The 26,060-nt window shown below is 74.9% G+C and carries 20 protein-coding genes and 1 tRNA gene; 10 read left to right on the forward strand and 11 right to left on the reverse strand.

The window, feature by feature from the left end; all coding sequences use genetic code 11:
* Positions 1-37: 37 nt before the first annotated feature.
* Entirely contained in the window at positions 38-3,997 is a 3,960-nt protein-coding gene (gene hrpA, locus ASG41_RS03450; protein ID WP_056289611.1) for an ATP-dependent RNA helicase HrpA, read from the reverse strand.
* Positions 3,998-4,207: 210 nt separating this feature from the next.
* Between hrpA and ASG41_RS03455 the strand changes: the two genes are divergently transcribed.
* The 4 genes from ASG41_RS03455 (at position 4,208) to ASG41_RS03470 (ending at position 10,054) form a co-directional block, all read left to right on the forward strand.
* Positions 4,208-4,807, forward strand: a complete 600-nt coding sequence (locus ASG41_RS03455) for a MarR family winged helix-turn-helix transcriptional regulator (protein ID WP_056289614.1) — start codon at positions 4,208-4,210, stop codon at positions 4,805-4,807.
* Positions 4,804-6,801, forward strand: coding sequence for an MDR family MFS transporter (locus ASG41_RS03460; protein WP_056289617.1), 1,998 nt, complete (start codon positions 4,804-4,806; stop codon positions 6,799-6,801). Before ASG41_RS03455 ends, ASG41_RS03460 begins: the two co-directional genes overlap by 4 nt.
* 259 nt (positions 6,802-7,060) lie before the next feature.
* On the forward strand, positions 7,061-7,978 hold the full coding sequence (locus ASG41_RS03465; RefSeq protein ID WP_082556491.1) for an alpha/beta fold hydrolase: 918 nt from the start codon (positions 7,061-7,063) through the stop codon (positions 7,976-7,978).
* Between the two features lie 285 nt (positions 7,979-8,263).
* Positions 8,264-10,054, forward strand: coding sequence for an acyl-CoA dehydrogenase (locus ASG41_RS03470; RefSeq protein WP_056289621.1), 1,791 nt, complete (start codon positions 8,264-8,266; stop codon positions 10,052-10,054).
* 19 nt (positions 10,055-10,073) lie between these two features.
* On the opposite strand, the gene ASG41_RS24090 is transcribed toward ASG41_RS03470, so the two are convergent.
* Entirely contained in the window at positions 10,074-10,244 is a 171-nt protein-coding gene (locus ASG41_RS24090) for a hypothetical protein (RefSeq protein WP_200938684.1), read from the reverse strand.
* Between the two features lie 226 nt (positions 10,245-10,470).
* Between ASG41_RS24090 and ASG41_RS03475 the strand changes: the two genes are divergently transcribed.
* Positions 10,471-11,943: an MFS transporter gene (locus ASG41_RS03475; RefSeq protein WP_157518923.1), complete on the forward strand. Its 1,473-nt coding sequence runs from the start codon at positions 10,471-10,473 to the stop codon at positions 11,941-11,943.
* A 76-nt stretch (positions 11,944-12,019) separates the two neighbouring features.
* Positions 12,020-13,039 carry a YihY/virulence factor BrkB family protein gene (locus tag ASG41_RS03480; RefSeq protein ID WP_082556492.1) on the forward strand — a complete coding sequence of 340 codons (1,020 nt, stop codon included), beginning with the start codon at positions 12,020-12,022 and terminating at the stop codon, positions 13,037-13,039.
* A 6-nt stretch (positions 13,040-13,045) separates the two neighbouring features.
* On the opposite strand, the gene ASG41_RS03485 is transcribed toward ASG41_RS03480, so the two are convergent.
* The 4 genes from ASG41_RS03485 to ASG41_RS03500 form a co-directional block, all read right to left on the reverse strand.
* A complete protein-coding gene (locus tag ASG41_RS03485) occupies positions 13,046-13,819 on the reverse strand; it encodes a ferric reductase-like transmembrane domain-containing protein (protein ID WP_056289628.1) in 774 nt (257 codons plus the stop codon).
* Positions 13,792-14,529, reverse strand: a complete 738-nt coding sequence (locus ASG41_RS03490) for an enoyl-CoA hydratase/isomerase family protein (RefSeq protein ID WP_056289631.1) — start codon at positions 14,527-14,529, stop codon at positions 13,792-13,794. Before ASG41_RS03490 ends, ASG41_RS03485 begins: the two co-directional genes overlap by 28 nt.
* Positions 14,530-14,611: 82 nt before the next feature.
* A complete protein-coding gene (locus ASG41_RS03495; protein WP_200938685.1) occupies positions 14,612-16,174 on the reverse strand; it encodes an MDR family MFS transporter in 1,563 nt (520 codons plus the stop codon).
* 46 nt (positions 16,175-16,220) lie between these two features.
* On the reverse strand, positions 16,221-16,823 hold the full coding sequence (locus tag ASG41_RS03500) for a TetR family transcriptional regulator (protein ID WP_056289635.1): 603 nt from the start codon (positions 16,821-16,823) through the stop codon (positions 16,221-16,223).
* Positions 16,824-16,967: 144 nt separating this feature from the next.
* Between ASG41_RS03500 and ASG41_RS03505 the strand changes: the two genes are divergently transcribed.
* Together ASG41_RS03505 and ASG41_RS03510 are read left to right on the forward strand one after the other, a co-directional pair.
* Positions 16,968-17,636 carry an IclR family transcriptional regulator gene (locus tag ASG41_RS03505; RefSeq protein ID WP_235564426.1) on the forward strand — a complete coding sequence of 223 codons (669 nt, stop codon included), beginning with the start codon at positions 16,968-16,970 and terminating at the stop codon, positions 17,634-17,636.
* Between the two features lie 62 nt (positions 17,637-17,698).
* Positions 17,699-18,724, forward strand: a complete 1,026-nt coding sequence (locus tag ASG41_RS03510) for a hypothetical protein (protein WP_056289641.1) — start codon at positions 17,699-17,701, stop codon at positions 18,722-18,724.
* On the opposite strand, the gene ASG41_RS03515 is transcribed toward ASG41_RS03510, so the two are convergent.
* Entirely contained in the window at positions 18,690-19,619 is a 930-nt protein-coding gene (locus ASG41_RS03515; RefSeq protein WP_056289643.1) for a DUF5996 family protein, read from the reverse strand. The two genes, ASG41_RS03510 and ASG41_RS03515, sit on opposite strands and share 35 nt — an antisense overlap.
* A 60-nt stretch (positions 19,620-19,679) precedes the next feature.
* Here ASG41_RS03515 and ASG41_RS03520 point away from each other — a divergent pair, with 60 nt between their 5' ends.
* Positions 19,680-19,940, forward strand: coding sequence for a hypothetical protein (locus ASG41_RS03520; RefSeq protein ID WP_056289646.1), 261 nt, complete (start codon positions 19,680-19,682; stop codon positions 19,938-19,940).
* Here ASG41_RS03520 and ASG41_RS03525 read toward each other — a convergent pair.
* From ASG41_RS03525 to ASG41_RS03535, 3 genes are all read right to left on the reverse strand, one after another.
* Positions 19,882-21,072, reverse strand: coding sequence for an NAD(P)/FAD-dependent oxidoreductase (locus ASG41_RS03525; RefSeq protein ID WP_056289648.1), 1,191 nt, complete (start codon positions 21,070-21,072; stop codon positions 19,882-19,884). The two genes, ASG41_RS03520 and ASG41_RS03525, sit on opposite strands and share 59 nt — an antisense overlap.
* A 38-nt stretch (positions 21,073-21,110) precedes the next feature.
* On the reverse strand, positions 21,111-23,780 hold the full coding sequence (locus ASG41_RS03530) for a bifunctional diguanylate cyclase/phosphodiesterase (RefSeq protein ID WP_056289651.1): 2,670 nt from the start codon (positions 23,778-23,780) through the stop codon (positions 21,111-21,113).
* 115 nt (positions 23,781-23,895) lie between these two features.
* A tRNA-Lys gene (locus tag ASG41_RS03535) sits at positions 23,896-23,968 on the reverse strand.
* Positions 23,969-24,149: 181 nt separating this feature from the next.
* On the opposite strand from ASG41_RS03535, the gene ASG41_RS03540 reads away from it, so the two are divergent.
* Positions 24,150-25,028, forward strand: a complete 879-nt coding sequence (locus ASG41_RS03540) for a glycosyltransferase (RefSeq protein WP_056289654.1) — start codon at positions 24,150-24,152, stop codon at positions 25,026-25,028.
* A 159-nt stretch (positions 25,029-25,187) separates the two neighbouring features.
* Here the strand turns inward: ASG41_RS03540 and ASG41_RS03545 are convergent, their stop codons facing one another.
* Entirely contained in the window at positions 25,188-26,039 is an 852-nt protein-coding gene (locus ASG41_RS03545; protein ID WP_056289658.1) for a hypothetical protein, read from the reverse strand.
* Positions 26,040-26,060: the final 21 nt, after the last annotated feature.

Below are 26,060 nucleotides of genomic sequence, written 5' to 3' on the forward strand. Positions count from 1 at the left end.
CTGAGCAGTCCCCGCCCCCCGGGGGGCGCAAACCGGGTCAGCCGGCCGGGACCGGGATGGCGTCGATCGCCTTGAGCACCCGCTGCTCGCTGATCGGCCGCGGGGTGCCCACCACCTGGGCGAACAGGCCGACCCGCAGCTCCTCGACCATCCAGCGCACCCGGGCCACCGGGTCGTCGGGGCCGCCGACGGCCGGCACCTGGGCGCGCAGCTGCCGGTACTCCGCGGTGACCGCCTCGATCTGCTCCTGCCACATCGCGTCCCGGACGGCGTTGGCCGGCAGCTTCTCCAGCCGGTGCACCATGCCCTTGAGGTAGCGGACCAGGTCCGGCAGCCGCCGGCGGCCGGCGGTGGCGACGAAGCCGCGGTGCAGCAGGCCGGTCATCTGGGCCCGGAGGTCGGCGATGGCGGCCTCGGGCACCCGCCGTCCGGGCGCCGCCCCGATCGCGATGGCCGCCTCGCGCGCCTCGGTCAGCACGGCCTCGACCCGGCGCACGCAGTCGGCGGTGAGCGTGTGCAGCTGGGTCCTGGACCCCGCGACCAGCGCCTCGAAGGCGGCCTGGTCGCGCGGGGGGCCGCCGTGGGTGGCGATCAGCTCGTCGGCCGCGGCGTCCACGCAGTCGGCCACCAGGTCGGGGATCTCGCCGTCGGGGTTGAACTGCAGGGCCAGCCGGCTCCGGGGGCCCAGCGACTTGACCACCGGCTTGACCGGCGAGCCCACGGCCAGCAGCAGCAGCCGGCGGGCACCCAGCCAGGTCAGCCGGGAGGCCTCGGCCGCCGTCGGCACCACCCGGACGCCGACGGTGGCGCCCTCGTCGACCAGCGCGGGGTACGCCGTCACCAGGTGGCCGCCGCGGGAGACCTGCACGGTGGCCGGCAGCGTGCCCAGCGTCCAGGAGGTCAGCCCGGTCCGGCTGACGTCGGCCGACGCGGCGGCCAGCGAGGCCCGGGACTGCGGTGCGACCTGCCGGCGCAGCGCCGCCAGGTCCTTGCCGGTGGCCAGTGGCCGCGCCCTGTCGTCCAGCACCCGGAAGGTGGCTCGCAGGTGGTCGGGCACGCTCTCGGGCGCCCACGCGTCGTGCGGGATGGTCACCGCGGTGGCCCGGCGGACCTCGCGCTCCAGGGCCGGCAGCAGCGGCTCGGTGGGCGCGATGTGCGGCAGCACCTCGCGCACCCGGTCGGGGATGGGCACCAGACCGCGGCGCAGCTGCTTGGGCAGCCCGCGCAGCAGCGCCGTCACCAGCTCCTCGCGCTGCCCCGGGACGGTCCAGGCCAGCGAGGCACCCGAGGTCTGCTCGGCGACGGTGTCCAGCACCCCGAGCGGGACGTCGACGGTCACGCCGTCGTCGTCCGCGCCCGGGGAGAAGGCGTAGGACAGCGGCAGCGTCAGGCCCTGGGTGAGGTGGACCTCGTCGGGGTAGTCGGCCAACCGCACCTGGTCGGCGACCCCGGCGTCGGTGAGCATCTCGGGGGTGAAGTCGAGCAGGTCCGGGTGCTGGCGGCGGGTCTGCTTCCACCAGGCGTCGAAGTGCCGGCTGGAGACGACGTCCGGGCCGACCCGGGCGTCGTAGAGGTCGAAGACGGTCTCGTCGTCGACCCGGATGTCGCGCCGGCGGGCCCGCTCCTCCAGCTCCTCGACCTGGGCCAGGACCTGCTGGTTGTGCGCCCAGAACCGGTGGTTGGTCTGCCACTCCCCCTGCACCAGCGCGTGCCGGATGAACAGCTCGCGGCTGACGACGGGGTCGATCGAGCCGTACTGGACCCGGCGGCCGACGACGAGCGGGATGCCGTAGAGCGTGACCCGCTCGGTGGCGACGACGGAGCCGCGCTTGGCGTCCCACCTGGGCTCGCTGTACTGCCGCTTGACCAGGTGGTCGGCGAGGGACTCGATGGTCTCGGGGTCGACCCGGGCGCAGGTGCGGGCGAAGAGCCGGCTGGTCTCGACCAGCTCACCGGCGACGACCCAGCGCGGGGGCTTGCGGGTCAGCACCGACCCCGGCGCGATGACGAAGGTGGCACCGCGGGCGCCGGTGTACTCCCGGGAGCCGCGGCGCTTGTCGGCCGGGGCGGCGTCCTTCTTGGGCTCGACCTGCAGGCCGACCTGGGACAGCAGCCCCGACAGCAGCGCCGCGTGCACGCCGCGCTCGTCGGGCTCGGGGGCGAGCTCGCCGCGCCCGTCCTGCAGGGTCATGCCCAGCCGGCGGGCGGTGCCGCGCAGCTGGCCGTGCAGGTCCTGCCACTCCCGGATCCGCAGCCAGTGCAGGTACTCGCGCTTGACGGTGCGGCGGAACTGGCTGCCCGACAGCTCGGCCTGCTGCTCACCCAGGTAGCGCCACAGGTTGAGGATCGAGGTGAAGTCGGAGTCCTCGGCGGCGAACCGGGCGTGCAGCTGGTCGGCGGCGGCCTGGGCGTCGGCGGGGCGCTCGCGGACGTCCTGCACGGTGAGCCCGGCAGCGATGACCAGCACCTCCTCCAGAACCCCGCGCCGGTCGGCCTCCACGACCATCCTGGCCAGCCGCGGGTCCAGCGGCAGCGCGGCCAGCGCCCGGCCGGTCTCGGTGAGCTCCCCCTCCGGCGTCAGCGCACCGAGCTCCTCCAGCAGGGCGATGCCGTCGGCGACCGACCGTCGGTCCGGCGGGTCCAGGAACGGGAAGTCCTCGACCTCGCCGAGCCCGAGGGAGGCCATCTGCAGCAGCACCGAGGCCAGGTTGGTGCGCAGGATCTCCGGGTCGGTGAACTCGGGGCGCTCCTCGAAGTCGGCCTCGGTGTACAGCCGGATCGCGATGCCGTCCGAGGTGCGCCCGCAGCGGCCCGAGCGCTGCCGGGCCGAGGCCTGGCTGATCGCCTCGATGGGCAGCCGCTGCACCTTGGTGCGATGGCTGTACCGGCTGATCCGCGCCGTCCCGGGGTCCACGACGTAGCGGATGCCGGGCACGGTCAGCGACGTCTCGGCGACGTTGGTGGCCAGCACGATCCGCCGGCCGGTGTGCGGCTGGAAGACCTTGTGCTGGTCGGCCGCCGACAGCCGCGAGTAGAGCGGCAGCACCTCGGTGTGTGCGAAGGCCGCCTCCCCCAGGGCGTCGGCGGTGTCCCGGATGTCCCGCTCGCCGGCCAGGAAGACCAGCACGTCGCCGGGACCCTCGGCGACCAGCTCGCGGCAGGCGTCGACGATCGCCGTCGTCTGGTCCCGGTCGGGGTCGGCCCCGGCGTCGTCGGGGTCCACGACGGGCCGGTAGCGGACCTCGACCGGGAACGTGCGGCCGGACACCTCGACGACGGGGGCGTCACCGAAGTGCTTCGCGATCCGGTCCACGTCGATCGTGGCCGAGGTGATCACGATCTTGAGGTCGGGACGGCGGGGCAGCAGCTGGGCCAGGTAGCCGAGCAGGAAGTCGATGTTCAGCGACCGCTCGTGCGCCTCGTCGATGACGATCGTGTCGTACTGGCGCAGCAGCCGGTCGCGCTGGACCTCGGCCAGCAGCACGCCGTCGGTCATCAGCTTCACCAGGCTGGTGTCGCCGACCTGGTCGGTGAAGCGGACCTTGTAGCCGACCACCTCGCCCAGCGGTGAGCCCAGCTCCTCGGCGATCCGCTCGGCGACCGTGCGGGCGGCGATCCGGCGCGGCTGGGTGTGCCCGATCCGCCCGCGCACGCCCCGGCCCAGCTCCAGCAGGACCTTGGGCAGCTGGGTGGTCTTGCCCGACCCGGTCTCCCCGGCGACCACGACGACCTGGGCGTCCCGGATCGCCGCGGCGATGTCGTCCTTGCGCTGGCTGACCGGCAACGCCTCGGGGTAGCTCACGGTCGGGACGGCGGCCCGGCGGGCGGCGATCCGGGCCTCGGCGCGGACGACGTCGGCGTCCAGCTGCTCGCGCTTGCGGGCGCGGGCGGCGGGGTCGCGCACGCTGCGCAGGCCGTCGAGCCGGCGGCGCAGCCGGTGCTCGTCCTCGAGGGTGAGGGTGGACAGCCGCGACCGGAGGTCGTCGTGCTCGGTCACGGTGCTCCTTGGTGGACGGCGGGGGGCTGTCCCTCCAGGGTCCCACCCGGTCGCCACCGGGTTGCGACTCACAGACAACGTGCAGGCTGAAACTCGTTGCATGTACGGCGCAACGGCTTGTACCGTGCAACCGTCCTCGCCGGACACCGCCGTCCGCACCCCGCTCGCCACACCCCGCACGCACACCACCGCACGCCTGATCGGAGCCCCATGACCGCCACCGAGCCGACGACCGTGTCGGCCACCGGCGACGGCGACGCCCTCGACCGCCTCGACGGCGTGCACTCGCTGTCCGAGGAGCTGTCCCGGCTGATGCGCGTCGTCCACGCACTCAAGGCCCAGGCCGCCGCCGGGGCGGGCCCCGACGCCGCCCGCCAGCGCGCCGCGCACGTGCTGCTCTTCCCGCTGTCCCGGCTGGGTGCCCTCCGGCAGGGCGCGCTGGCCGAGATGGTGCACGCCGACCCGTCCACCGTCAGCCGGCACGTCACCGTGCTGGTCGACACCGGCCTGGTCCAGCGCGTCGCCGACGCCTCCGACGGCCGGGCCAGCCGGCTGGTCATCACCCCGGCCGGGCAGGCCGTCGTCGAGGGCATGCACGCCGAGCGCGAGGCCCTCTTCGAGACCGTCACCCGCGACTGGCCCGTCCAGGACGTCACCGTCTTCGGCGGCCTGCTGCACCGCTTCGTCGAGGACCTCACCGACGCGCTCCCGACGCTCGCCGCCGCCCCGCCCGGCGCGGCCACCCCCCGAGACCCTGCTGCCGCCGCCGGCGGCCAGCAGACCCGACCCACCCCCGAGAAGGACCGATGACCCAGACCACCGACCGCGCGTCCGCCGCGGCCGACAAGCGGGACGCCCGCGCGGCAGCCGCCGCGCCGGACGCCTCCGGGGCCTTCACCCACCGGCAGATCATGACCATCCTGGTCGGCCTGCTGCTGGGCATGTTCCTGGCCGCGCTGGACCAGACCGTCGTCTCCACGGCCATCCGGACCATCGCCGACGACCTGCAGGGCTACGACCTGCAGGCCTGGGCCACCACGGCCTTCCTGATCACCTCGACGATCGCCACGCCGCTCTACGGCAAGTTGAGCGACATGTACGGCCGCCGGCCGTTCTTCATCTTCGCGATCAGCGTCTTCGTGCTCGGCTCGTTCCTGTGCGGCATCTCCAGCTCCATGTACGAGCTGGCCGCGTTCCGCGCCCTGCAGGGCATCGGCGCCGGTGGCCTGATGTCGCTGGCGCTGACGATCATCGCCGACATCGTGCCGCCCCGGCAGCGCGCCAAGTACCAGGGCTACTTCATGGCCGTCTTCGGCACCTCCTCGGTGCTGGGCCCGGTCATCGGCGGCTTCCTCGCCGGCCAGGACTCGATCCTGGGCCTGGCCGGGTGGCGCTGGATCTTCTGGGTCAACGTGCCGCTGGGCGCCATCGCGCTGGCCGTGGTGTTCAAGAACCTGCACCTGCCCAAGCGCAGCAGCAAGCACAAGATCGACTGGCCGGGCGCGATCGGGCTCGTCGTCTTCCTGGTCCCGCTGCTGATCGTCGCCGAGCAGGGCCGCACCTGGGGCTGGACCGACCCCAAGGCGCTCATCGCCTACGTCGTCGGCGCGCTGGGCTTCGTCTGGTTCGTCGTCGCCGAGCGCTCCTACGGCGACGACGCCCTCCTGCCGCTGCGGATGTTCAAGAACCGCACCTTCACCATCAGCGCGCTGTCCTCGATCGTGCTGGGCGCCGGCATGTTCGGCGGCATCCTGCTGCTGCCCCAGTACCTGCAGATCGTGCACGGCTCCAGCCCCACGGTCGCCGGGCTGCAGATGATCCCGCTCGTCGGCGGCATCATGCTGGGCTCGATCACCGCCGGCCAGACCATCTCCCGCACCGGCAAGTACCGGCTGTTCCCGATGGTCGGCGTCGTGCTGATGGTGATCTCGCTGGTCAGCCTGTCCTTCATCGTCGACTCCGACACCTCGGTGTGGTCGCTGGTGCCGTTCATGGTGATGCTGGGCCTGGGCCTGGGCTTCAACTTCCAGCCGATCATCCTGGCCGTGCAGAACGCCGTCAGCCCGCGGGAGATCGGCGTCGCCACCTCCTCGGTGACGTTCTTCCGCCAGATGGGCGGCACGATCGGCACGGCGGCGTTCCTGTCCGTGCTGTTCTCCGCGCTGGGCAGCAAGGTCCCGGCCGCCTACGGCGAGGCGCAGGGCACCGAGGCCTTCCAGGCCGCGGCCGCCGCCAACCCCGACCAGGCCGCCCAGCTGCAGGGTGCCGGCACCGACCTGGCCGACACCTCGGTGTTCCAGCGGATCGACTCCGTGCTGGCCGCCCCCTTCAAGGAGGGCTTCTCCAGCTCGATCGACCTGGTGTTCCTGATCGCCGCCGGCGTCGTCGCTCTGGGCTTCTTCGTGCTGGTCTTCCTGCCCCAGCTGGAGCTGCGCACCACCTCCGGCGTGCAGGGCCAGGAGAGCGGCGAGGGTGCCGCCGAGGCGGCCACCCGATCGGCGAACGCCGCCGGCGCTGCGGCGCCCACCTCGGCCGCCGCGACCGGCGCCCCGTCCCAGGACGGCGCCCCCACCGCCGACGCCCCGGCGGGCGCCACGCTCGTCGACAGCCGACCCGAGGACGGCGCGGGCTCGCCCGGGCCCGGCGACACCGGGCGTCACGCCCGGGTCGTCGACCAGCCGCTGGGCCGGCACGAGGACGTCGGCGGTGCCGACCACGGCCGGCACGAGGGCGCCGACGACGGACCCACGGGCCTGGACAGCGTCCCCGCCGACCACCTGCCCGACGACCGCCGGGACGCCTGACCCCGCCGCCCCCGCACCCCGCACCCCGCACCCCGCACCCCGCACCACCCGCTCCACCCGAGGCCCCCGACCGCACCCGCGGCCGGGGGCCTCGCCCATCCCCCACCCTCCAGCCGGAGTCGATCATCGTCAGGTGGCTGCGTCCCGGGCCGCCGGAGGTGTGTCGGCGCGACCAGCTGACGATGATCGACAACCGCTGCGGGCGGAGGGAGCGGGCGGAGGGGGCGCGCGGCGGACGCAGGCGGGGCACGATCGGGGCATGGCACCGTCGCCGTCCGACCCGCTGTTCCCCGGCTCCACCGTCGTCCGGGCGGAGGTGGAGCACGAGCACGGCGGGACGACGGTGCACGCCGTCACCCTCGGGCAGGGCCCGCCGCTCCTGCTGCTGCACGGCTACCCGCAGACGCACGTGATGTGGTCCTCGGTCGCGCCCGACCTGGCCCGCGACCACACCCTGGTCATCCCGGACCTGCGCGGTTACGGCGACTCCGGCAAGCCCGCCGACGGCGAGGGCCACGCGGGGCACTCGTTCCGGGCGATGGCCGCCGACGTGGCGGCGCTGATGCGGGACCTGGGCCACGAGCGGTACGCCGTCGTCGGGCACGACCGGGGTGCCCGGGTCACCCACCGGCTCGCCCTGGACCACCCGGACGCCGTCACCCGGGCCGCGGTGCTGGACGTGCTGCCGACGACGCACGTGTACGCGAACGTGGACCGCCGGCTGGCCACCGCCTACTACCACTGGTTCTTCTACCTGCAGCCCGAGCCGCTGCCGGAGAACCTCATCGCCGGCGACCCGACCGGCTACCTGCACAGCCTGCTCGGCGGCTGGGGCAGCGGGCTGGACGTCTGCTCCCCCGCCCAGCTGGCCGAGTACGAACGCTGCTTCGCCGACCCGGACACCCGGCACGCGATGCTGGAGGACTACCGGGCCGGTGCCTCGATCGACCTGGAGCACGACGAGGCCGACGCCGCCGCCGGCCGCCGGGTGAGCTGCCCGTTGCTGGTGCTGTGGGGCTCGGCGGGCGTCGTCGGAACCGGCCCGGACGACGTCCTGGCGGTCTGGCGCGAGCGCGCGGACGACGTCACCGGCCAGCCGGTCGAGGCCGGCCACTTCCTGGTCGACGAGCGCCCCGCCGAGACCGTCGCCGCCCTCCGCGCCTTCCTCGACACCTGACCCCCGACCCCGGTCCGACCCGACCGGCCCGGCCCCGCCCGGCCCCGCCCGGCCCGGCCCGGGCCCGGGCCCGGCCCGGGCCCGGGCCGCTGGATGTGACATCGAGGGGGGTCGCGGGGACGGGACACCCCTCGATGTCACATCGAGCGGCCCGCGGAGGGACACCGGAGGGGGCAGGGCAGGGGCGGCGGGGGGCGGCGGGGGGGCGGCGGGCGGGGCACGAGCGGGGCCGGGGACACCGGCCTAACCTCGGGGCACCGCTGACACCGTCGTCTGGAGGAGCCCGTGCGCTCGTCGTTGGTCCTGTCCCGCCGTGACCTGGACTTCCTGCTGCACGAGTGGCTGCAGGTGGAGACCCTGACCGAGCGCGAGCGGTTCGCCGCGCACGACCGGGACACCTTCGACGCGGTGATCGACCTGGCCGCCCAGATCGCCACCGAGCACTTCGCCCCGCACAACCGCACGGCCGACGAGAACGAGCCGCACGTCGTGGACGGCAAGGTGGTGCTGGTCCCCGAGGTGGCCGCTGCCCTCAAGGTGTTCGGTGAGGCCGGGCTGACCGCGGGCACGCTGCCGGAGTCTCTCGGCGGCATGCAGCTGCCCCAGGTGGTCAGCAAGGCGATGACGACGTGGTTCCAGGCCGCCAACATCGGCAGCTCGGCCTACCCGTTCCTCACCGTGGCCAACGCGCACCTGCTGATCGCGCACGGCAGCCCGGAGCAGATCGAGACCTACGTCCGGCCGATGGCCGAGGGCCGCTGGTTCGGCACGATGGCGCTGTCCGAGCCGCAGGCCGGTTCCTCGCTGGCCGACATCACCACGAAGGCCGTGCTCCAGGACGACGGCTCGTACCGGCTGACCGGCACCAAGATGTGGATCTCCGGCGGGGACCACGAGCTCAGCGAGAACATCGTGCACCTGGTGCTGGCCAAGGTCCCGGGCGGTCCGGCCGGGGTGAAGGGCATCTCGCTCTTCGTCGTCCCCAAGTCCTTGCCCGAGGGCGACGGCATCGGGGAGCGCAACGACGTCGTGCTCGCCGGGCTGAACCACAAGATGGGCTACCGCGGGACGACGAACACCCTGCTGTCCTTCGGCGAGGGAGTGCACACCCCGGGCGGGCAGCCCGGCGCGGTGGGCTGGCTGGTGGGCCAGGAGAACCGCGGCCTGGCGGCGATGTTCCACATGATGAACGAGGCCCGGGTCGGGGTCGGGCTGGGCGCGACGGCGCTGGGCTACACCGGCTACCTGCACGCGGTGGAGTACGCCAAGACCAGGACACAGGGGCGCCCGCCCGCCGGGAAGGACCCGGCCGCTCCCCCGGTCCCGATCATCGAGCACAGCGACGTCCGGCGGATGCTGCTGGCCGCCAAGAGCTACGTCGAGGGCGGACTGGCGCTGGGCCTGTACTGCGCGCTGCTGGTCGACGAGGAGGAGACCGCGGAGACCGACGCCGAGCGGGCCCGGGCGCACACCCTGCTGGAGGTGCTGACGCCGATCGCGAAGAGCTGGCCCTCCCAGTGGGGCCTCGCCGCCAACGACCTGGCGATCCAGGTGCACGGCGGCTACGGCTACACCCGGGACTTCCCGGTCGAGCAGTTCTACCGGGACAACCGGCTCAACCCGATCCACGAGGGCACCGTGGGCATCCAGGGGCTGGACCTGCTGGGCCGCAAGGTGGTGGCCGGCGGCGGCGAGGGGCTGCGGGTGCTGGCCGAGACGATCGCGGCGACGACGGCCCGGGCGGCCGGCACCGAGTGGGCCTCGTTCGCCGCGGAGGTCGACACCACGGTGGCCCGGGTCGCCGAGGTGACGGCGACCCTGTGGTCGGCCGGCGACCCCGACGTCACGCTGGCCAACGCCACGGTCTACCTGGAGGCGGTCGGCCACGTCGTCGTCGCCTGGCTCTGGCTGGAGCAGGTGCTGGCCGTGGGCGCGAGCACCGGGGAGTTCTACGAGGGCAAGCGGGCCGCGGCCCGGTACTTCCAGCGCTACGAGCTGCCCCGGACCGGACCGCAGCTGGACCTGCTGGCCAGCCTGGACCGGACGACGCTGGACGCGCAGCCCGGCTGGTTCTGAGCCCCGGGGCCCGGAGGCTCTAGGCGTTCGCGGTGGCGCGGGCCTGCTCGGGGGCCGCGTGCCGGGAGCGGGGGGCGGCAGCCGCCCGCTTCTCCTGCTCGTAGCGCGCCGTCGAGTGGGTCCCCATCGCGATCACGAGGGCGGTCAACAGCAGGAACCCCACCAGGGTCACGGCCGGCCACAGCACCATCGGGTTCGTCTCCCAGAGTCGTCCAACAGCTCCCGGCACCGCCGGCAGCACTTCATCACAGACGTTGTTGCCCCCGTCTTCGGCAGTCGAACCACCCTGATCGAGGGAAGTCCGGTGAACACCGTGTGACGCCGCTCCCAACGAGGGGGCCCCGCGCGGTCACCCGGCCGTGGTGTCATGACGGGTGAGTGGTGCAACCACCCGCTCGTCGAACCCTGGAGGTCCCGTGCGCACCCGCACCCCTGCCGTCGGGCTGCTGGTCTTCACGCTGGCCCTCGGCGTCACCACGCTCTCGCTGCTGCAGTCCCTCGTCGTCCCGATGCTGCCGGTGATCGCCGAGCAGCTCGGCGTCGACGCCGGGGCGGCCGGCTGGGTGCTGACGGCGAACCTGCTCGCGGCCGCCGTCCTCACCCCGGTCATCGGCCGGCTCGGGGACACCCTCGGTGAGCGTCGGGTGGTGCTCGGCGTACTCGCGGTCATCACCGCGGGCACGCTGCTCGCCGTCCTGACGACGTCGCTGCCGCTGCTGCTCGTGGCCCGGGTGCTGCAGGGCGCCTCCTACGGGCTGTTCCCGTTGTCGATCTCGATCCTGCGCCGGGAGCTGCCCGCGGGGCGGCTGACCGTGGCGATGTCGATCGTGTCCAGCACGCTGGCCGTCGGCGGGGTGATCGGCCTGGTCGTCACCGGCCTGCTGACGTCGGAGGGCGGGGACTACCACCACCCGTTCTGGCTGGGCCTGGGCATCTCGGTGGCCGCGTTCGCACTGGCCTGGTGGGTGCTGCCCGCGCGGGCGGCCAGTGCGACCGGCGGCGTGGACTGGTGGGGCGCACTGGTGCTGGGCGTCGGGCTGGTCCTGCTGCTCCTGCCGCTGTCCCAGGGGCACACCTGGGGCTGGGGCGACGTGAAGACCGTCGGCTGCCTGGTCGGCGCGGTGGTGGTGCTGACCGGCTGGGTCTTCCTGCTGCGCGGTCGGACCCACCCGCTGGTCCGGCCCGGCCTGCTGGCCGACCGCCGGATGCTGGTCCCCAACACCGCCGGCCTGATGACCGGCTTCGGGCTCTTCGCCTCCTTCCTCGCCGTCACCCAGTTCGTGCAGGTGCCGGCGGCGGCCGGCTACGGGTTCGGCGCCAGCACGCTGGAGGCCGCCGTGGTCTACCTGCTCCCCGGCGGCATCGCCGGGGTGGTGCTGGCGCCCTTCGCCGGCCAGGTGGTGGCCCGGATCGGCGGGCAGACGACGCTGCTCATCGGGGCGGCGTCCGGGCTGGTCGGGTTCGTGCTGTTCGCCGTCGCCCGGTCGGAGCCCTGGGTGGTGGTCGTCGTCGGCCTGCTCACCCAGCTCGCCGTCACCGTGGCCTTCGCCGCGCTGCCGGCACTGGTCGTGCAGGCGGTGGAGCCGGCGGAGACCGGCGTCGCCAACGGGGTCAACTCGATCACCCGGTCGGTCGGCAGTGCGCTGGCCAGCGCGCTGATCATCACCGTCGTCGCCGGGTCCGCCGACGCGACGGGGCTGCCCAGCAGCGGGTCGTTCACGATCGTCGCCCTGCTGGGTGCGGGCAGTGCGCTGGTCACGGCCGCGGTCGCCACCTGGGGCATCCTCGGCGAGCGCCGCAGGGGCGGACGGCGTCCCGACGAGCTGGCCGAGGTCGAGCAGGCCACCGCGTGCGCGGGCGAGTGGTCGCCGGTGTCCGGCATCCGCTGAGGGGTTGGACGGCCGCGCGGCGGGCATGCACCGCCGGACGGGAGACCACCGTCCCGCGGCGACGCCGGGAGCCACGATGTCCAGCAGCACCAGCAGCACCCCCGAGCACCGGGACACCGTCCCGCAGGACGACCGCATCAGCGACGGCGGACGGGCCGACCACGCGCCCCGCGGCGCGGGCGGGAAGGCCACCACGGGCGGGACGTTCAAGCGGCTCGTCAGCGAGGTCAGCGAGGACAACCTCACCGACTGGGCCGCCTCGCTCACCTACTACTTCGTGCTGGCCATGTTCCCGGCGCTCATCGCGCTGGTCTCGATCGTCGGCCTCGTGTTCGACCCGCAGCAGGTCACCGACGCGCTGACCCAGGTCCTGGACCAGGTGGCGCCGGGGACGGCGGCGGACACCTTCAGCGGCGTCATCGAGCAGGTCGCCGGCAGCACCTCCACCGCCGGCATCGGCCTGGTCGTCGGCCTGGCCGGTGCGCTGTGGTCGGCGTCGGGCTACGTCGGGGCGTTCACCCGGGCGGCCAACGTCATCTGGGAGACCCCCGAGGGGCGCACGTTCTACGTCCTCAAGCCGCTGCAGCTGCTGGTCACCCTGATCGGCATCCTCTTCGTGGTGCTCATCGCCCTGTCGGTGGTGGCCACCGGGCCGCTCACCGACGCCATCGGCAACGCCCTGGGCCTGGGCAGCACCGCGACCACCGTCTGGGACATCGCCAAGTGGCCGGTGATGGTGGTGATCGTCGCGATCATGATCGCGATCCTGTACTACCTGACGCCCAACGTCCGGCTGCGCGGGTTCCGCTGGGTGTCCCCCGGCGCCGCCTTCGCGCTGGTCGTGTGGATCGTCGCCTCGGCGCTGTTCGCCTTCTACGTGGCCAACTTCGGCAGCTACAACAAGACCTACGGCGCGCTGGCCGGCGTCGTGGTCTTCCTGGTCTGGCTGTGGATCACCAACCTGGTGCTGCTGGTCGGCCTGGAGCTGGACGCCGAGCGCGAGCGGACCATCGAGATGCGCGAGGGCGTGCCGCGCGCGGACAAGGAGATCCAGCTCGACGCCCGCGCCGAGCCCAAGGACCAGAAGACGACCTGAGGCCGCTCAGCCCGCCAGGCCCGGCTGCACCGCCAGCAGGACGACGAGCAGCAGCGCGAGGGACGCCGTCAGCACGCCCAGCACGGCGGCGTCCCGCAGTGCCCGCTGGCGTGGGGTGGTCTGCCGGGCCAGCGGGGACTCCACCCGCCGGTGCGGCGCCAGCAGCCGGACGGCGAAGAGCGCGAAGAGCGGCAGCTGGGCCACCCACACGGCGGTGCGCACCCAGCCCTCGGCACGCAGGTCACCGCCCAGGGCCAGGGCGTGGAACAGGCCCAGCACGTAGGTCAGTGCGGCGGCCTGGTGGGCCAGCAGCCAGGCCCGCCGCGGCACCCGGGACCGCAGGTACCAGCTGGGGCCCAGCAGGACGGCGAGGTAGAACGCCAGGATGCCGGCCGACCAGCCCAGCCGGCCGACCTCGGCGGTCTGCGGCACGAAGGACACCAGCCACGACCCGCCGCGCAGGCCCACCACCGACGCGACCGCGTGCACCAGCGTCAGCGCCAGGACGGCCAGGCTGAGCTGGCGGTGCACCGCGACCAGGGTGGTCCGTCGTCCCGGCACGGCCGGACGGCGGGACCCGGCGACCAGCCCGAGCACCAGGCCGGCGTAGGACCAGACCAGTGCCGCGATCCCGGACCCCAGCAGCAGCTGGTGGGCGGCTCCGCCCTCCCCCGGCCGGGCCGGCAGCGCGAGGGCCAGCCCGACCGCGGCGAGGGTGACGAGCAGGGCGTGGGCGACCCCGGCGAGCCGGTTCAGCCGGCGGAGCGGCGCATCGACCACATCTGGGCCGGCCGCTCGAACTGGGTGGCGACCTCCCAGCTGACGTGCGGCGGGCCGGTCTCCTTGCGGAAGTTGCCCACGGCGACCCGGGCGAGCTCGGCGTCGGCGGCGACCCGGGCGGCCAGCTCGCGGGCGCGGGGCTCGACGTCCTCGGGGTCGACGGCGGCCCAGGCCATCCCGAGCTCGGCGGCGCGGGTGCCGCTGACCTCCTCACCGAACAGCGCCATGGCCGCGGCGGCCTCCCGGCCGATCAGCCGGGACAGGATGACGAAGTGCCCGCCGCCGGGGTGCAGGCCGCGCTTGAGGAAGCCGCACAGCAGCCGGGCGTCGGTGGCCACGATCCGCAGGTCGGCGGCCAGGAGCATGTTCATCCCGGCGCCCACGGCCGAGCCGCGGACGGCGGCGATGGTGGGCACCTGGACCTGGCCCAGCCGGTAGAACGAGTCGTAGATGGCGCCCATGCCGGCGTAGGCGTCGGGGGCGGCGGGGTCCTTGCCGGCGTCCAGCAGGGTCTGCACGTCACCGCCGGCGCAGAAGCTCTTCCCGACCGCGGTGAGCACCAGCGCGCCGACGTCGCTGCGGCCGTCGACCTCGTCGAACACGGCGATCAGCTCGGCGGCCATGGCCGGGGTGAGCGCGTTGCGGCGGTCGGGGGCGTTCAGCGTGACGACGGCGACGCCGTCGGCCACCTCGAGCAGGACCTCGGACATGCATCTCCTCAGACGTGGCACGGGGGCCCGGCGACTCTGCCGGACCCCCGTGATGAGACCACGCCCGCCGGGGGGCGGCCGCTCAGGAGGCGGCGCGCTCCTCCTCCAGCCGCTGCGCGCCGGTGGTGGTCTTCAGCGGCTTCTCCTTGACGAAGAGCACGACCAGCAGGGCGAGGGCGGCCAGCGGGGTGGCGATGAGGAACAGCTCGGCGGTGGCGTTGCCGTAGGCGGTCTGCACGACCGTCTGCACCTCGGGCGGCAACGTCGAGACGTCGGGGACGGCGGCCTCGCCGGACCCGCCGCCACCGAGGGCGCCCAGGTCGGAGCTGACCCGGGCGGCGAGGACCGCACCGAGCACGCTGACGCCGATGGTGCCGCCCAGGCTGCGGAAGAAGGACAGCACCGAGGTGGCCGAGCCCAGCTGGGCGGCCGGGACGTCGTTCTGCGCGGCGAGCACCAGGTTCTGCATGAGCATGCCGACGCCGGCGCCCATGACCAGCATGTAGACCCCGATGAGCACGATCGAGGTGTCCGCGCCGATGGTGGCCAGCAGGCCGAACCCGACGGTCATCAGCGCGGCGCCGGTGACCAGGTAGCGCTTCCAGAGCCCGGTGCGGGTGATCAGCTGGCCGGCGACGGTGGAGGACACCAGCAGACCGGCGATCATCGGCAGCGACAGCAGCCCGGCGGCGGTCGGCGAGTAGCCCAGCGACACCTGGAAGTACTGGCTCAGGAACACCGTCCCGCCGAAGAGCGCGATGCCGACCAGGGCGCTGGCGACGACGGTCAGCGCGACGGTGCGGTTGCGGAAGATCGTCAGCGGCACGACCGGGTCGGCGACCCGGGACTCCACCCACACGGCCAGGCCGAGGACGGCGAGGCCGCCCAGCACCAGCAGCGCACTGGGCGCGGAGACCCACTCGTAGCTGTTGCCGGCCAGGGTCACCCAGATCAGCAGCATGGAGACGCCGGCGGTGATCAGCAGGGCGCCTGACCAGTCCACCCGGACGCCGGTCCGCTTCACCTGGGCGAGCTTCAACGTCTTCTGCAGCAGCACGATGGCCAGCAGCGCGAACGGCACGCCGATGAAGAAGCACCAGCGCCAGCCCAGCCACGAGGTGTCGACCAGCACGCCGCCGATCAGCGGCCCGGCGACGGTGCCCACGGCGAAGACGGCACCGAAGATGCCGGCGTACCGGCCCAGCTCGCGCGGCGGGATCATCGCGGCCATCACGATCTGCACCAGCGCGGTCAGGCCGCCGGCGCCGATGCCCTGCACCACGCGGGCGGCGATGAGCATGGTGGTGTCCTGGGCGAACCCGGAGGCCAGCGAGCCGACGACGAACAGGCCCAGCGAGGACTGCACCAGCAGCTTCTGGCTGAACAGGTCGGCGAGCTTGCCCCACAGCGGGACGGTCGTCGTCATCGCCAGCAGCTCGGCGGTGACCACCCAGGTGTAGACGGACTGGCTGCCGCCGAGGTCGCTGATGATCGTGGGCAGCGCGTTGGACACGACGGTCCCGGCGAGGATCGCCACGAAGACGCCCATCATCAGGCCGGACAGGGCCTGCAGCACCTGGCGCCGGTCCATCACCGCCCGGGTGCTGGCCGCGGTCCCCGCGGCGGGGTCCTGGGTGGTGGTCACGGTGTGGTGCCTTCCTTCTCTGGTTCTCGGGTGTGCGGGGTCGGGGTCAGGGGGTGGGCAGGCCGGCGGCGACGGCGTCCAGCGCCTCGTCCAGCACGACCGCCAGCGGGACGTCGGTGGTGGCGTGCCAGCGCATGACGGCGACCCGGGAGACGGCGCTCAGCACGGCGGCGACGAGGCCGGGGTACAGGTCGGTGGCCGGGTCGGTGCCGGTGCGGGCGGCGACGGCGGCGGCCACCGAGCGCTCGTCGGTGGCCGACAGCTCGACCAGGCGGGGCAGCAGCGCCGGGGTGGCCGCGATGACGGCGAACCGGGCGCGCCAGGTGTCGGCGTCGGCCTCGAAGCGCTCGAGCTCGACCCGCAGGGCCACCCGGACCGCCTCGAGCACCGGCAGGGCCGGGTCCACCTCGGCCAGCCGTGCGGCCAGCCCGGGACGGCCGGCGCCGTCGGGCTGCAGCAGGGCCTCCTCCTTGGAGGCGAAGTGGTTGAAGAACGTCCGGTAGGAGACGTCCGCGGCGGTGGTGACGTCCTCGACGGTCACGTGGTCGAAGCCGCGCTCGACCGACAGGCGCAGCACCGCGGCGGCCAGGGCGGCCCGGGTGTCGGCCTTCTTGCGCTCGCGCAGCCCCGTCGTCGTCACGGAGGACATCAGACTCCTTCGCTGCACAGTGTGCAACGTTGCTCGCTGTGCAACGGCTCACCATGACGCCGGTCACCCCTGTCGGGCCGTGCGGGTGGTTCGATCTCCGGACGGGCTGTGCGCGGAGGGAGACAGGTGGTCGAGGAGAGCGGGGTGCCGGCGTCCCAGACGCTGGACCGGGGGATCCGGGTGCTCGAGCACCTGGCGGCGACCCGGGAGCCGCAGACGATCGCGACCGTCGCCGCCGCCGTGGGGGTGCACCGGTCGATCGCCTACCGCTTGCTGCGCACCCTGGAGGCCCACCGGCTCGTCGAGCGCGACGCCGACGGCGGCTACGGGGTCGGGCTGGGCGTCGTCGGCCTGTCCCGCTCGGTACGCCGCACCCTGCAGGCCGCGTCGACCCCCGAGCTCGCCCGGCTGGTCCAGGAGCTGGGCATGACCGCGTTCCTCGTCGTCCGGGACGGCGCCGAGGCGGTGACGGTGAACGCCGTCGAACCCCGGGACAGCCCGGCGCACGTGGCCTTCCGGCCCGGCAACCGGCACCCGGTGGAGCTCGGGGCGACCGGGCTGGCGCTGCTCGTGCCCGAGGAGCCCGCGCCCGGTGACCGGCCCGAGCTGGTGGAGGCCCGGCGCCGCGGCTTCGCGTCGTCGCTGGGCGAGGTGATCCCCGGGATGCGGGCGGTCGCCGCGCCCGTGCGGCACCCCGACGGCTCGACCGCCGGCGCACTCGCGGTGATCTTCGTCGACCAGACCGTCGACGACACCGTCGTGGGCGCCGCGGTGGTCACCGCCGCCGACCGGGTCTCCGCCGTCCTGGGCTGACGCGCGCGGTTCGACCTCCCGAGGCCGGGTAGGCGCCGGGGACGTCGACGAGGGGAACCACCGTGCGCTTGCTGGTCCTGGGTGGCGGGGGGTTCCTCGGCTACCACGCCGTGACGGCAGCCCTCGGCCACGGCCACGAGGTGACCGTGCTCAGCCGTTCCGGGGACTCGGTCGTGGAGGGCGCCGTCGCGCTCACCGGCGACCGGGAGGGCGACCTGTCCGCCCTGGAGACCGGCACCTGGGACGCGGTGCTGGACACCTACACCGACACCGACCTGGGGACGCCGGCCGTGCGCCGGACCGCCGAGCTGCTCTCGGGCCGCGTCGGGGTCTACGGCTACGTGTCCGGGATGAGCGTCTACGCCCCGTCCGGCCCCGCCGTCCCGGCCGAGGACGCCCCGGTCCGCGCGGCCGGCACCGAGCCGGCCGACGACCCGCTGCAGGAGCGGTCGCTGGCCAAGCTGGGCGCCGAGCAGGTGCTCGACGAGGCCTTCGACGGCCCGGTGTTCCTGCCCCGCGTCGGCATCATGGTGGGCCCGCGGGACCCCTCGGACCGGTTCTCCTACTGGCCGCTGCGGCTGGCCCGGGCGCACGCCGGCACCCGGGAGGGGCCGGTGCTGGTGCCCGGCGACCCCGGCCGGCCGGTGCAGTACAGCGACGCCCGCGACGTCGCCGACTGGGTCGTGCGGGTGCTCGACCGGGGCGGCAGCGGGACCTACAACGCCGTCGGCCCCGGCCGGACCGAGACCCTCGGGGACGTGCTGGACGCCTGCCAGGTGGCCGCCGGCGCCGAGCCCGGCGACGTCGAGCTGGTCTGGGTCGGTGAGGACTGGCTGCGCGACCAGGTCGCCGACCTGCCCGAGGAGCGCCGGCCGCTGTGGTTCCCCGAGGACCAGATCCCGCAGGAGGCGGTGGACAGCTCGGCCGCCCTCGCGGCCGGCCTGTCCTTCCGCCCGGTGCTGGAGACCGCGCGGGACACCCTGGCCTGGTCGTGGGACCACGCGCTCGCGGACGGCCTCGCCGCCGGGCTGACGGCCGACCGCGAGCGCAGCCTCATCGAGGGCTGGCGGGCCCGGTCGGGTCGCTGACCCCGCCGGCACAGGCCAGCCCGGGCACGTCCCAGCCGGCCCGGGTCGCACCCGCGGTGTAGGCCGCCTCGTAGAACGCCAGCACCGCGGCACGCGGGTCGTCGGCGGCCCGGGCGACGTCGTAGGGCAGCACCGCGAGGTGGCTGCCGCCGCGGGCCAGCCAGGTCGCGCCCTCGGGCAGCGGGTCCTGCTCCAGGCCCGCGGGCTCGGGTGCGGTGTAGGAGTAGAACGCCGGGTCGGGGTGGCTGGGGTCGCCGAACCAGAAGCCGGAACTGACGACCTCCCGGCTGTAGGCCTCCCGGGTGACCGGGTCGGCATCGGGCTGGGCGACGACACGGTCGGAGAAGCGGGTCAGGGCCAGGTCGAAGGTGTGCCAGAAGTGGTGCACCGGGCTGGTCTTGCCGGAGAACCCGCCGGCGAACTCCTCCAGCAGCAGGGAGACCTGGCTGAGCACCTGCCAGTACCGGGTGACCGCGACGGGGTCCCAGCTGGCGTGCTCGGTGTCGGCGGCGAAGGGGCGGGCGGCGTCGGGCAGGTCGAAGGGGCGCGCGTCGGCGACGTCGACGTCGATGCCGAGCTCGGCCAGCGCCCGGGTGAGGTCGGCGTGCACGTCGGCCACCGAGCGGCCCAGCAGGCTGGAGGACACCCGGCGTCCCTCGACGGTGCTGACGTCCAGCCGGTGGTCGAGGAGGTCCAGGTCGATGGTGAACGTCGGGTCCAGGCCCATCGGCCGGGTCGTGGTGCCGCGGCCGCTGACGTGCAGGGGCACGTTCCACCAGTGGTTGCGCCGCGGGCTGGCCAGCAACCGCACCCGGCCCACCAGCTGGGAGACGCGGTGCACGGTGGCCAGGGTGTCGGCCCAGCCGGCGTAGGGGATCGGGGGCAGGAGCTCCATGGGCCTGATCGTGTCGGTCGCGGCACCGCGCCGTCCAGCCTGCGCACTACCGTCGGGGCCATGACCGAGCCCAGCAGGCCCGCCTCCGAGGACCTCCCCGACCCGGCCACCGACGGGACCACCGACGAGGACGCTCCCCCGGCGCGCAAGTCCCCGGTGTGGTGGCTGGCCGTGCCGGCCCTGGTCGCCGGGAACGCCGGCTACCGGCTGCTGCAGGGCGACACCGGCGGCATCTGGCCGTGGGGCGAGGTCGTGATGCTGGTCATCGCACTGGCACTGCTGGCGTTCGTGCTGGCCGACCGGCGGCGCGTGCGCCGCTGACGGCGTCGGGGAACGAGCGGTCCCCGAAGAGCACCCGCCGGGCCACCGCCCGGCCCGGTGGGGTGCGCAGCGCGGTGAAGGCGAGCTCGGTCAGCGCCGGTGACCCCAGCGCCGACAGCCCCCGCCGCATCGACAGCCGGCCGCGGAACGACCGGCGCAGGGCAGCGCCGTCGTAGTGGCGCAGCGGCTCCGACCGCCCGGTGCGCAGCGCCTCGTCCAGCACGGCGACGGCGTGGTCGGACAGCCGCAGGCACGGGTCCAGCCCGCCCGCGGTGAGCGGGGAGACCGCGCCGGCCGCGTCGCCCACCAGCAGTCCCTCCGCGCACCCGATCCGGCGCAGCAGTCCGCCCACCGGGATCGGGCCGCCCCGGCGCTCGACCTCGCCCGACCGGTGCCGCGGCAGCCCCGGTGCGGTGGCCGAGAAGCGGGTGAGGGCACCGCGCATGCCGTCGGGGAAGCGCTCGGCGTGACCGGCGACGCCGACGTGGGCGTGCCGGCCGTCGTCGACGACCCAGGCCAGGTAACCCGGGGCCAGCCGGGGGTCCAGCACGCAGTGGAACGTCGGGACGACGTCCCGGGCGGGCAGCGACCACACCTCCTCGGCACCCACCAGCAGCCGCTCGTTGCGGTCCAGACCCAGCTCCCGGGCCACCCGGGACCGGGCGCCGTCGGCACCGACCAGGAAGCGCGCGCGTACCCGGGCCGGGCCGTCGGGTCCCTCGAGCCGGTGCACCCCGGCGTCGTCCCGGCCGACGTAGCGGGTGCCCAGGGTGAGCCGGACGCCGGCGCGGACCGCGGCGCGGGCGGCGGCGGCGTACAGCCCGGCCATGTCGCCGACCCGGTACTCGTCCCGGTGGCTGAGCAGCTCGACCGGTCCGCGGGTGCTGGGCGGGTAGAGCACCACCCGGCGGATCGGCGGGCCCAGGCAGTCGGCCGGCAGGTCGTAGTCGTCCAGGGTCTTGCGGACGAAGATGCCGGTCGTCCGGATGGCGCCGGCCAGCGAGGGCCGGCGGTCGACCAGCTGGACGTCGTGGCCCAGGCGGGCCAGTCCGGTGGCGGCCTGCAGGCCGGCCAGGCCCGCGCCCACCACCAGCACGTCCGTGGTGCGGGGCGGCGGTGTCGTCGGCGTCATGCAGCGATCATCGATGATGATCCATCGAAAGTCGATGGCTACACGCCGATGGTCGTGTCCTGCCGCCCGGCCAGCAGCATCGCGTGGGCGGCCTGGACCCCGAGCGGGCGGGCCAGCAGGTAGCCCTGCGCCAGGTCGCAGGAGTCGGCCTGCAGACGGGCCAGCTGGGCGGGGTCCTCCACGCCCTCGGCGACGACGGTGAGACCGAAGGCGTGCGCGGACTGGATCATCAGCGCGACCAGGGTGCGGTGCGAGGGCTCGTCGCTGGCGATGAAGCTGCGGTCGATCTTCACCGTGTCCACCGGCATGTGCCGCAGCTGCCCGATCGAGGTGTAGCCGGTGCCGAAGTCGTCGATCGCGATGCCGACGCCCAGGTCCCGCAGGGCGGCCAGGTGGGCGTACGCCGCCGGGTCGTCCACCAGCACGGTCTCGGTGATCTCCACGACCAGCAGCCCGGCCGGCAGGCCCGAGGCGGTGAGCGCGTCGACCACGTCGGTCACCACCCGGGAGTCCGACAGGTGCCGCCCGGAGATGTTGACCGCCACGGTGGGCTCCCCCGGCCGGACCGGGCCCGTGCCGGTGCGCCACTCGGCGAGCTGGCGGGTGGCCTCGTGCAGCACCCACCGGTCCAGCTGGCAGATCAGCCGGGAGGCCTCCGCGGCGGCGATGAAGGCATCGGGCTGGACGACACCGTGGCCGGGACGGTCCCACCGGATGAGCGCCTCGTAGCCGATCAGCGCACCGGAGACCACGTCGCAGACGGGCTGGTAGTCCAGCCGCATCTCCCCCGCGGCCAACCCGGCGGCGATGGCCGCCTGCAGCTCGGCACGCTCGACCAGCTGGGCCCGCAGCGCCTCGTCGAAGAGCTCGGCGCGGCCCCGGCCGTGGGCCTTGGCCCGGTAGACGGCGGCGTCGGCCTGGGCGAGCAGCGCGTCGCCGTCGGTCCCGGCGTCCCGGCTCACGGCGACACCGATGCTGGCGCCGACCGCCATCGTCGCCCCGCCCACGGTGATCGGTGCGGAGACCGCCTCGATCAGCCGGGCGGACAGTTCCAGCAGGGCCTCCTCGCCGTCCACGGGCTCGAGCAGGACGACGAACTCGTCGCCCCCGAGGCGGCAGACGACGTCCCCGGAGCGGACGCCGTCGTGCAGCCGGCCGGCGACCGTGCGCAGGACGTGGTCGCCCGCCGCGTGGCCGAAGCCGTCGTTGACCGCCTTGAACCCGTCGAGGTCGACGAACAGCAGGCCGATGGCGGCGCCCGAGCGCTGGGCCCGGTGCAGGGCGGAGGTGAGCAGCCGGCGGGCCTGGGCGCGGTTGGGCAGCTCGGTCAGCGGGTCGTGCGCGGCCTGGTGGGCCAGCGCGGACTGCAGCTCCTCCCGCTCCCGGACCGAGGTGACGATCTGCTGGACCGAGGCGTGCACGACCTCGCCGAGCGGGCCGGGCAGCGGCTCGGCCAGCAGCGCGTGGTCCAGGTCGCCGGCGGCGACGGCCCCGGCCTGGTCCTGGATGCGCCGCAGGCTGGCGACGCTGGCCTGCAGGGCCGCCGACACGGTCCGCACCTCGCGGGGCCCGGACACCTCGACGTCGACGAGCGAGCCGCGGCTGACCTCCTGGGCGCGGTCGGCCAGGCGGCCCAGCGACCGGGAGACCGAGCGGCCCACCCAGACCACGGCACCGGCCGAGACGGCCAGCAGGGCCGCACCGACCTGCAGCGTGGTGTCGCGGGCCCGGTCGGCCGCGGCCCGGTCGGCGCCGGCGGCGTCCACCGCGGTGCCGACGGCGGTGTCCAGCAGCGCGCCGAAGGCCACCGACCGCTCCGCGTTCTGGGTGACCAGGGTGAGCATCTGCAGCGCCACGAGCGGGGTGGCCCCCGGGAGCAGCTGGCTCTCCAAGGCGTCGTCGATGCCACGGACGGCGGTCAGCGCCGCGGTGTCCGCCCAGGCGGCGGCCAGGTCGGGGTCGGTGAGGTCGGCGAGGGCCTGGGCCGCCGAGCGGTAGTCCGCGCGGGCGGTGATCCAGGTGTCCTCACCGACCTGCTCGTCCAGATCGGTCATGGTGCTCAGGAAGAGGGGGATCTCCCGGCTGGCGGCCTGGGAGGCGCGGGCGACCAGGGCCACGTCGGCGACGGCGGCACGGGTGTCGGCGGAGACGTCCTGCCGGCCGGCACCGGCGCCGGCGTCCTGCTGGTCGGCGCCGAGCTGGTCGGACAGCCGCAGGTAGCCCTCGTAGGTGGCCAGCACGTCGGCGAACACGACGGTGCCGGCGGCGCCGGGCGCACGCAGGGCCTCGAGGGCCGCTGCGGCCTGGCGGGCGGGTCCGGCCGCCGGCGAGTCCGCGGCGACGGCGTCGAGCGCGTCGTCGGTGGCCTGGCGGGTGGTCTCGACCGCGGCCTGGGCCTGCTGGCCGGCCATCGCGGCGAAGGCCGGCGTGAGGCCCAGTTCGGCCAGCGTCTCGGGGCTGGCCAGCACCGCGGTGGTCAGGACCGGGATGACCTCCTGCTCGATGCTGCTGCGGACCGTGTCCAGCAGGGCGACGGCGCGCACGGACTCCTCGGCCGCCGCGGCGGACCGGGAGTCGTGCACCGCGCCGGCCACCAGCACCCAGCCGAGGGCGAGCAGACCGAGCACGGGCACCAGGACGAGAGCGGTCAGGTGGACCGCCAGCGGGACCCCGCGGCGGGCCGCGGGCCGGGGCAGGGGCGAGCGCATGTCCGGTACTTCGGGCCCAGCGGGTCCGTAATTGAGCGGTGGCCGGACGAGACCCCCCGGTGGTGTCAGTCCCGGAGTCGTTCCGGTTCTGCTGACGGGCGCGACACCCGCGCGGTGGGCCCCGTGGGGATCGAACCCACAACCCGCGGATTAAAAGTCCGCTGCTCTGCCAGTTGAGCTAGAGGCCCTGCGGGGACGAGTCTCCCAGACCCCGGCGACGTCACCCAGCGTCGTCACCCCGGGGCTGGGTCACCCGGTCGGGGGCAGGCACCGCCCGGTCAGGGGATGCCGTCGTCACGCTGCGCTGCCTACGGTCGCTGAGTCACCTGCGGTGACGCCCACCGACGCCGTCCGGACGGAGCACCACCTGTGTCCAGCGAGGACCTCGACGTCCCCCGACGGCCGACGACGACCGGCTCGGTGCTGCCCGCGGCCCCGGCGCTCGGCGCGGCGCGGCGGCTCGGGGGCGCGCGTCTGGCCGTCACCCGGCTCCTGCACGGGGTGCGGCACCGTCCGGCCCAGCGCCCCACCGCCCGACTGCTGGTGCTCGTCCCGGCCCACGACGACGAGGCCACCGTCGGGCGCACGCTGTCGGCGCTGCTGACCCAGAGCCGGGTGCCCGACCGGGTGGTGCTGCTCGCCGACCGCTGCACCGACCGCACGGAGGAGATCGCCCGCCGCCACCACGGGGTCACCGTCATGCGGGTCGTGGAGAACACCGGCGGCACCGCCGGCGCCCTGGACCAGGGCTGGCGTCGCTGGCAGGCCGGCCACGACCTGGTCGCCGTCGTCTCGGCCGACACCGTGCTCGCCCCGGACTGCCTGCAGCAGCTGGAGACCGAGCTGACCCGCACCGTCCGGCCCGGCGCCGTCGTCGCCCGCTACGCCGTGGACCTGCGGTTGGGCACCACGACGGCGGCCCGCCTGCTCCTGCGCGCCCGGCGGGGCGGCCCCGCTGCCTTCGCCGCGGCCGCCCTCGACCAGGACGACGTCACCCGCGTGCTGGGCGGCCAGACCGCCCTCTTCGACGCCGACGCCCTCCGCCGGGTCGCCGCGAGCCGCGCGACCCGCGGCCCGTGGGACCCGGGGGCCGTACACGCCGGCGCGGCACTGGTCCGCGCGCTGCGCGGGCTGGGCCGGGAGACCGTCGTCTCCACCGCGGCCCGGGCGCACGCCGGACCGGTCCTCACCGTGCAGCGCCTCCGGGACCGCTCGCGAGCCACGGCCGCCGCGCCCCAGCACCCCTGACCCCGGGCTCCCGGTCCCCCCACCGGGAGCCCCTCCCCGCCCGCCCGCACCCGCCTCCCCCGCGTGGTGCGGGCGGGACGCACCCGGCCCCGGCCGGTCCTCCCCCGGGACCGCGTCCGGGGCCGGGCCCGTCTCGTGCCCCGACCGGAGACCGAGGACTCAGCAGACCCGGTCGACCAGGGCCTGCAGCCCGTCCCGCTGCGCATCGTCCAGCGGCAGGTCGAGCACGGTGTCCTCGCCGTCCACCCGCACCGTCAGCGGGAAGACGAACGGCTTCTTCGTCTCGGCCAGCACGTGCGGCTCGCAGGACACCAGCTCCACCGTCAGCGGCAGCACCAGCTCGTCCCGACCCGCCCGCAGCGTCGCCGGCAGGCCGTCGTCCACGGTCGGAGCCAGCAGCACGCTGCGCCCCAGGGCCCGCACCTCGACGTCGACGTCCGGGCTGCCGGCGACCCGGGTCAGCACCAGGGACGCCGTCACCTCCTCCCCCGAGCCGACGGGCCCCTCGACGGCCACGTCGACCAGGGTCAGCAGCTGCTGCACCCGGCACCCCTGCTCGTGCACCCGGTCCAGCACGTCCCCGGCCAACGGCACCAGCACCGTCTCCACCGGCCCCCCGGCACGGCTGAGCACCACCTCCGCGGCCACCGGCGCGACCGGGGCCGCGCAGTCCACCGCCCCGAAGGGCACCGGCAGGTCGATCGTCAGCCCCGGCCGGTAGACAGCGGTCTGCTGGGTCAGCGGCTGGGCGGCGAAACCGGGGGAACGCAGCGCCACCGCGGTGACCGTGAACGGCTCGTCCCCGGTGTCGGTCAACCGCACCTGCACCTGCCCGCCGAGCGCCTCGTCGGTGCGGGACCGCACGACCTCGCCCTCGACCCCCGGCACCGGGGGCAGCGTCGGCACGGCGGTCGCGCTCGCCGGCGCGGCCGGACCCTCGCCCGCCCCGCACCCGGCCAGTGCCAGCACGCCCGCCAGCGCCACCGTGACCAGCACCGCGACGCCCCGCACGCCGCGCAGCCTAGGTCCGCG

Origin of the sequence: Modestobacter sp. Leaf380, assembly GCF_001424485.1 — a bacterium.
Classification (GTDB): domain Bacteria; phylum Actinomycetota; class Actinomycetes; order Mycobacteriales; family Geodermatophilaceae; genus Klenkia.

Coding starts and splice junctions, on each gene's coding strand:
- ASG41_RS03455 (WP_056289614.1), top strand. CDS start 4,208: ATGACCGCCACCGAGCCGACGACCGTGTCGGCCACCGGCGACGGCGAC.
- ASG41_RS03460 (WP_056289617.1), top strand. CDS start 4,804: ATGACCCAGACCACCGACCGCGCGTCCGCCGCGGCCGACAAGCGGGAC.
- ASG41_RS03465 (WP_082556491.1), top strand. CDS start 7,061: ATGGCACCGTCGCCGTCCGACCCGCTGTTCCCCGGCTCCACCGTCGTC.
- ASG41_RS24090 (WP_200938684.1), bottom strand. CDS start 10,244: ATGGTGCTGTGGCCGGCCGTGACCCTGGTGGGGTTCCTGCTGTTGACC.
- ASG41_RS03480 (WP_082556492.1), top strand. CDS start 12,020: ATGTCCAGCAGCACCAGCAGCACCCCCGAGCACCGGGACACCGTCCCG.
- ASG41_RS03490 (WP_056289631.1), bottom strand. CDS start 14,529: ATGTCCGAGGTCCTGCTCGAGGTGGCCGACGGCGTCGCCGTCGTCACG.
- ASG41_RS03500 (WP_056289635.1), bottom strand. CDS start 16,823: ATGTCCTCCGTGACGACGACGGGGCTGCGCGAGCGCAAGAAGGCCGAC.
- ASG41_RS03515 (WP_056289643.1), bottom strand. CDS start 19,619: ATGGAGCTCCTGCCCCCGATCCCCTACGCCGGCTGGGCCGACACCCTG.
- ASG41_RS03520 (WP_056289646.1), top strand. CDS start 19,680: ATGACCGAGCCCAGCAGGCCCGCCTCCGAGGACCTCCCCGACCCGGCC.
- ASG41_RS03525 (WP_056289648.1), bottom strand. CDS start 21,072: ATGACGCCGACGACACCGCCGCCCCGCACCACGGACGTGCTGGTGGTG.
- ASG41_RS03530 (WP_056289651.1), bottom strand. CDS start 23,780: ATGCGCTCGCCCCTGCCCCGGCCCGCGGCCCGCCGCGGGGTCCCGCTG.